Genomic DNA, 285 nt, shown 5'->3' with positions numbered 1-285 from the left:
CTTTTTCAATTGTGTTTATCGTTAATTCCATTGTATTATTTAATTAGGTTGATGTAAATTTCTTTGAATGTGTCCCAAGCGTATTGAGCGTGTTCGCGATCGAGGAACGCTTGGCGGGAGCCGCAGTCCGTAACCGTGTACCAGTGATCGACAGTGTGCAACGACCAACCCGAAGAGGGAGAATACTCGTAATAGTGGAAATACTTTGCCTGACTACTATCACCCCAATTCAACACTCCTTTTTTATCAGCATTAAAACAACGGCTGATTAATAAAGATTGTCGA

At 41.4% G+C, this 285-nt stretch carries 1 protein-coding gene; it reads right to left on the bottom strand.

From position 1 onward, the window contains the following. Positions 1-35: 35 nt before the first annotated feature. The coding region (locus KHA90_RS25205) for a hypothetical protein (RefSeq protein WP_213308300.1) at positions 36-285 on the bottom strand (250 nt) is incomplete at its 5' end.

The organism is Flavobacterium psychroterrae, assembly GCF_018380615.1.
Taxonomy (GTDB): domain Bacteria; phylum Bacteroidota; class Bacteroidia; order Flavobacteriales; family Flavobacteriaceae; genus Flavobacterium; species Flavobacterium psychroterrae.
The sequence above is the reverse complement of the archived record's forward strand: the minus strand, read 5'-3'. Positions and strand labels throughout refer to the sequence as shown.